Source organism: Hyphomicrobium sp. (genome assembly GCF_003987855.1).
In the GTDB taxonomy this organism is placed as follows: domain Bacteria; phylum Pseudomonadota; class Alphaproteobacteria; order Rhizobiales; family Hyphomicrobiaceae; genus Hyphomicrobium_B.
This window is the reverse complement of sequence record NZ_RXIZ01000014.1, coordinates 138,330-144,659: the sequence shown is the minus strand read 5'-3', so window position 1 is coordinate 144,659 and position 6,330 is coordinate 138,330. Positions and strand designations below refer to the sequence as shown.

The window sequence follows — 6,330 nt, the reverse complement described above, 5'->3', positions numbered from 1 at the left end:
AGATCCAGTTGACAGGCACGGGGGTGCACAGCGGAGCTCCGGTATCACTCACACTGCATCCAGCAGAGGCTGATACTGGGCTCCGCTTTCTCGTTACGAAACGAGGACGGGTCATCTCGGAAATCGCGGCTCACGTAGCCAACGTAAAAAATCTCACACTCTGTACAGTTATCGGCGACGGCGCCGGCACCACGATCAGCACAGTCGAGCATTTGCTCGCCGCCCTCCGGGGCCTCTCGATCGACAACCTCTATATCGAAATCGACAGCAAAGAAGTTCCGATCATGGACGGCAGCTCGGCGGAATTCGTCGACGCTATCGATCGGGTTGGCATCCGCGAACTTTCTGAGCCGCGCAAGTACATCCGAGTTCTCAAGCCCGTGCGGGTTGAAGAGAACGGCTGCTGGGGCGAACTCGAGCCACATGCCGGTTTCCGCATGGACGTCGAAATCGACTTCGCGACGCCCGTTATCGGCCGCCAGCGTCTCCAGTATGAAATGAGCCCGGGCGTTTTCCGTCACGAACTGTCCCGCGCCCGCACCTTCGGCTTCATGAGCGATGTCGAAAAGCTCTGGAAAGCCGGCCTCGCGCTCGGCGCCGACCTCACCAATACGGTGGCGATCGGCGAAGGCAAGGTGATGAACCGCGAAGGCCTGCGCTACCCGCAAGAATTCGTCCGTCACAAGATGCTGGACGCCGTCGGCGATCTTGCACTGGCTGGGATGCCGCTGCTTGGTGCCTATCGCTCCTACAAGGGCGGCCACAAGCTGAATTCCATGGTGCTCCAGGCTTTGTTTGCCGACGCATCGAACTGGGAATACGCCCAGGCACCGCGCGCTCGCGCCAGCCGTTCGCCGGTTCAGATCGTCTCCGAGACGGTCGTCGCCGCGGAATAAGCTTCGGCTTTTCGGTCGGGGCGTCAGCCCCGGCCCGGAATGCACCACATTCTCAGAATATCTTTTATCGTCAGGGCTGTGAGTTGACAGCGCGCTGCCGACGATTTGTCTATCGGCGCGAGCTTGGGGATGCTATCCGCTTGCGGCCTTCGGCAAGTTTGGGCGAGCATTGATTGATGCGCGCCCGTGGGGGAAGCAACGCTACGCATGACCACTTCAGCACGAGCCATCACGAGAGTTTTGAGCGCTGTTTCAGCGCTGATCGTGCTCGCGCTCGCTGGATGCGGCGGCGGTCCCAAGCTCGATACGGCCGCTCTCAATCCCGATCCGCCTTCCAAGATGTTTGCGGACGCGGATGCGATGATGTCCAAGGGCAATTTTGACGACGCCGCGCAGAAGTTCGAAGCCGTCGATCGTGAACACCCCTATTCGCCGGAAGCGCGCAAATCGATCGTCATGGCGGCTTATGCCTATTACCGTGCCGGCAAGACGCCGGAAGCCATCGCCTCCGCAGAACGCTACGTCGCGATGCATCCGGGCACGAAGGAAGCCCCTCTAGCTCACCACATCATCGCGCAGTCCTATTTCGACGACTTGAAAACAGCGAACCGTGATCAGACGCCGGCGCGCAAGGCGCTCGAGCAGCTCAAGATCCTGAAAGCCCGCTATCCCGATAGCGAGTACGCGCGTGACGCCGACAATCAGATCCGCATCTGCAACGACAATCTCGCGGCTCAGGAGATGGAGGTTGGGCGCTACTACCTTGACCGCCACAACTACGTGGGCGCGATCAACCGCTTCAAGACCGTCGTCAGCGATTACCAGACGACGGCCCACGTCGAGGAAGCGCTGGCGCGTCTGGTCGAATGCTACATGGCGCTGGGTATCACGAAGGAAGCCCAAAACGCAGCGGCCGTCCTTGGCCACAACTACCCCGACAGCAAATGGTACAAGGACTCCTATGCGCTCCTGGAGTCCGGCGGTCTCGCTCCGCGCGAAGACGGCGATTCTTGGCTGTCCAAGACCTGGGGCGCAGTGCCCAAGCTGTCCGTACCAAAGATCAGCGTGCCGAGCCTCAGCGTCAACAACGGCTGAGTAAGCCTTTTCCCGATCGTTCCTTGTGCTAGATCATGATACCCGGCCTAGACTGGTACGTCGGGGTCCGTTCGTCATCACAAGCAGTCGCGATGTCCGAAACCAAGCCGAAAAAGAAACCTAAAGCCGCTGCGAAGGGCGCTGGCAACGAAACACCCGCCGCCGAGGTTGAGCGGCTTTCCGCCGAGATCTCCCACCACGACGAACTCTACTATCGGCAAGACGCGCCCGAGATTTCCGACGCCGCATACGACGCCTTGCGACGGCGCTTGGCGGAATTGGAAAAGGCGCATCCCGAATTACGCCGTCTCGACAGTCCGACGGTCAAAGTCGGCGCGGCTCCGGTCGCCGCATTCGGCAAGATCCGCCATGACGTGCCGATGCTTTCTCTCGGCAACGCCTTCGACGACCAGAACGTCGTCGACTTCGTCGAGCGCGTGCGCCGCTTTCTGAAGCTGGGGCAGGACGACGAATTGGAAGTAACGTCCGAGCCCAAGATCGACGGCCTCTCGATTTCCATTCGCTACGAGAAGGGTGCGCTCGCGCAGGCCGCGACGCGCGGCGATGGCGCCGAAGGCGAGAACGTCACCGCGAACATAATGACCTTGCGCGAGATTCCCCACACTCTCAAGGGCAAGGATATTCCGGACCTGATCGACATTCGCGGGGAGATCTACCTCGGCCACAAGGATTTTGAAGCCCTCAACGCTGCGCAAGCGGAGAACGGCGACAAAGTCTTTGCCAATCCGCGCAATGCCGCTGCGGGTTCGCTACGCCAGCTCGATCCTTCGATCACGGCAAAGCGGCCCCTTCGATTTTTTGCCTATGCCTGGGGCGCGGCTTCGAACTTGCCAGCCGATACGCAGGCTGGCGTCGTCGCCGCTTTCAAGAGCTGGGGGCTTCCTGTCAATCCGTTGATGCGCATTTCGACGACGGCGGAATCGTTGCTGGATTTCTATCGCGACATCGAAGGTAAGCGGGCAACGCTCGGCTATGATATCGACGGCGTCGTCTACAAGGTGAACCGTCTCGACTATCAGAACCGTTTGGGTTTCGTCTCCCGCTCTCCGCGCTGGGCCATCGCGCATAAATTTGCCGCCGAGCAGGCGACGACGGTCCTCGAAAAAATCGACATCCAGGTTGGACGTACCGGCGCGCTGACACCCGTGGCCAAGTTGAAGCCGGTCACGGTGGGTGGCGTCGTCGTATCCAACGCGACCCTCCACAACGAAGATGAGATCGCCCGCAAAGACATCCGCGAGGGCGACACCGTGGTTATCCAGCGCGCCGGCGACGTCATTCCCCAAGTTGTCGAAGTGGTGCTCGCGAAACGGCCCGCCCATTCACACGCCTTCAAGTTTCCGACGGTCTGCCCGGTCTGCGGTAGTCATGCCGTGCGCGAGTCGGTTGAGGAAACCGGCAGGGCAGACGTCGTTCGCCGTTGTACCGGCGGGCTCATCTGTTCCGCGCAGGCCAAGGAGCGCTTGAAGCACTTCGTCTCGCGCAACGCCTTCGACATCGAAGGGCTTGGCACGGAGAAGATCGAGTTCTTTTTCGACACCGACAGGATCAAATCGCCCGCCGATATCTTCACGCTCGCTAGGCGCGACGCGGCGTCGGAGGAACCGCTGACGTCCCTGCGCGGTTTCAAGGAGACGTCCGTCCGTAAGCTCTTCGCGGCAATCGATGCGCGCCGCGAGGTGCCGCTGGATCGGTTTCTATTTGCCCTCGGCATTCGCCACATCGGCGAGACCACGGCGAAGGATCTGGCGAAGGCCTACGGCACGCTTGAAGCGCTGCGTAACGCCGTAGATGCCGCGATTGATGGCGGCAAGGAAAGCGACGCCTATCGGGACATCGACAACATCGAAGGCATCGGCGAAACGGTGATCGATGCGCTCGTCGATTTCTTTGGCGAGCAGCACAACCAGGAGCAGGTAGCGGCGCTTCTGAAGGAAGTCACGGTCAAACCCTATGTTCGCGCGCAAACGAAAGAGTCGCCCGTCACCGGAAAAACGGTCGTCTTCACCGGCACGCTGACCAAGCTGACGCGCAACGAAGCGAAGGCGCAGGCGGAGCGCCTAGGCGCCAAGGTTGCTGGCTCGGTCTCGAAGAAGACGGATTACGTGGTGGCCGGCGCCGACGCTGGCTCGAAGCTCGACAACGCCCGCGCGCTGGGCGTCACCGTACTCGATGAGGATGGTTGGCTCGCGCTAATCGGGCAGGCCTGATCATTTCACGCGGGCGATAGCGCGATGAAGATCTCGCCTTCGCGAAGTCGCACCTCGACGCTGCTGTCGTTCGCGAGCGCCTGAGCGAGAAACGCAAATAGGTTTTCGGGGCGAGTCGGCGGGAGTTGCGGCTTCAGTGCTTCGGGCAGATGCGGCGCGGCAGTGATTTCGTGGATGTCGAACATCGGGTCTCTCCTCATGCGAAATGCAGAAAAGACCTAAACGTTTGATGGTCGCATCGCTGTGCCGGGCGGGACAGGGCGGAACGACCTAGATTTCCTGCGTCGCTTGCTTCAGCCAGTTGCGGGTTGAAGGGTCGAGGCCCGGCGCCAGCGTGTCATAGACATGCTTATGGTAGGTGTTCAGCCAGTCGCGTTCTCCAGCCTCCAGCATCTCGGGGAGAATGAGGCGCCTGTCGATCGGCGCGAGAGTCAACGTCTCGAACGCCATGGTCTCGCGATCGCCGCCCTCGACCGTCTCGGGCATCGTCACAAGCACCACGTTTTCGATGCGGATGCCGTATTCGCCGACTTTGTAATACCCGGGCTCGTTGGAGATCAGCATGCCCGGATGCAGCACCGCCATGCCCGCGCGCGAGATCGATTGCGGTCCCTCGTGCACCGAGAGATAGCTGCCGATGCCATGGCCCGTACCGTGATCGAAGTCCGCGCCGATCTGCCAGAGCGCACGGCGAGCGAACGGATCAAGATCGATACCGCGCGTGCCTTTAGGAAATCGCGCGGTCGCCACCGCGATGTGGCCCTTGAGAACCGCCGTGAAATGCCGCCGCATGTCCTCCGTCGGCGTGCCGACGGCGACTGTTCGCGTGATATCGGTTGTGCCGTCGGGATATTGGCCGCCGCTGTCGATGAGGAAAAGCTCTCCCGGCTGGACCCGCCTGTTGCTTTCTTCGGTGACGCGATAATGGACGATCGCGCCGTTTGGACCCGACCCCGAAATCGTCGGAAAACTCACGTCGCGCAGCATGTTGGTGTCGCGCCGAAACTCCTCCAACTTCTGCACGGCGGTGATTTCGTCGAGGGTGCCGTCAGACGCCCAATCGTCGAGCCAGCCGAGAAACCGCACCACGGCGTGACCGTCACGGACATGCGCCGCGCGCGCGCCGATCACCTCGGCGTCGGACTTGATCGCCTTTGGCAGGATGCACGGATCCTGGCCGCGCGAGACGAGCTTGGCGCCGAGTTTCTGCTCGAACCAATACGCGGCTGTCTCCGGGTCAAGGCGAACGCGCCTGCCCTTCAACTTCAGCTCGTTCACGCGGTTGGGCAGCATTGCTGGAGAGATCAACTTCGCGACCGATGCGATGCTCGCGCGGGCGTCGTCATCGACCCGGTCAGGTGCGATGAACAGCTCTGCCTTGCCGCTTGCCGGAACGATGGCGAACGCAAGGACGACCGGGTTGTGCGCGACGTCGCTGCCGCGAATGTTGAAGAGCCAGCAAATGGAATCCGGCAAGGTCAGGATGACGGCGCTTTGCCCATCTTCCTTTAGACGCGTCTGAATTTCGGCGACCTTGTCGGCTGCCGTACGCCCGGCGAAGGCGATCGGCTGCGCAATGACGGGATTGAGCGGTGGCTTGGGCCGATCCTTCCCCCAAATGGTATTGATCGGATTCTTCGGCAAGGCTTTGAGCTTGATACCCTTCGGCTCGAGTACTGCCTTCAGCCGACCGATTTCTCCGGCTGTGTGATTCCATGGATCGAAGCCGACGATCCCTCCCTTGCCGACAGACTTGGCGAGCCATTCGCCGAGCTTGGCGCGGGGCATCAGCGAGACTTCGAAAACCTTCGTGTCGGTTTCAGCCGCCGCCTGCACGGTGTAGCGGCCGTCGATCATCAGAACGGCTGCCTTCTTCGCGACGACCGCAATGCCGGCAGACCCCGAAAAGCCGGTGAGCCATTTAAGCCGTTCGGCACACGCGGGCACATATTCGCCCTGGTGCTTGTCCGCGCGCGGCACGAGAACGGCGTCGATTTTCTCCTTCGCCATGGCGGCGCGAAGTGCCTTCACGCGCTCGGCGACGCGGTGAGGCTCGGAGAGAGATTGGAATGTCTGCAGCATGGCTGAGTTTCTAAGCGTGGCTTAAG

General features: G+C 61.3%; 5 protein-coding genes. 3 read left to right on the top strand and 2 right to left on the bottom strand.

Features of this window, described 5'->3' with window-relative positions; all coding sequences use genetic code 11:
* Positions 1-2: 2 nt before the first annotated feature.
* From lpxC to ligA, 3 genes are all read left to right on the top strand, one after another.
* On the top strand, positions 3-896 hold the full coding sequence (gene lpxC, locus EKK30_RS12800) for a UDP-3-O-acyl-N-acetylglucosamine deacetylase (protein WP_290985671.1): 894 nt from the start codon (positions 3-5) through the stop codon (positions 894-896).
* Positions 897-1,103: 207 nt separating this feature from the next.
* A complete protein-coding gene (locus tag EKK30_RS12795) occupies positions 1,104-1,991 on the top strand; it encodes an outer membrane protein assembly factor BamD (protein WP_290985668.1) in 888 nt (295 codons plus the stop codon).
* A gap of 92 nt (positions 1,992-2,083) precedes the next feature.
* Complete coding sequence (gene ligA, locus EKK30_RS12790; protein ID WP_290985665.1) at positions 2,084-4,222, top strand: NAD-dependent DNA ligase LigA; 2,139 nt, start codon at positions 2,084-2,086, stop codon at positions 4,220-4,222.
* Positions 4,223-4,227: 5 nt separating this feature from the next.
* Here ligA and EKK30_RS12785 read toward each other — a convergent pair whose 3' ends face one another.
* Both EKK30_RS12785 and EKK30_RS12780 read right to left on the bottom strand, forming a co-directional pair.
* On the bottom strand, positions 4,228-4,407 hold the full coding sequence (locus tag EKK30_RS12785) for a hypothetical protein (RefSeq protein WP_290985662.1): 180 nt from the start codon (positions 4,405-4,407) through the stop codon (positions 4,228-4,230).
* Between the two features lie 85 nt (positions 4,408-4,492).
* Positions 4,493-6,304 carry an aminopeptidase P family protein gene (locus tag EKK30_RS12780; RefSeq protein ID WP_290985659.1) on the bottom strand — a complete coding sequence of 604 codons (1,812 nt, stop codon included), beginning with the start codon at positions 6,302-6,304 and terminating at the stop codon, positions 4,493-4,495.
* Positions 6,305-6,330 lie beyond the last annotated feature (26 nt).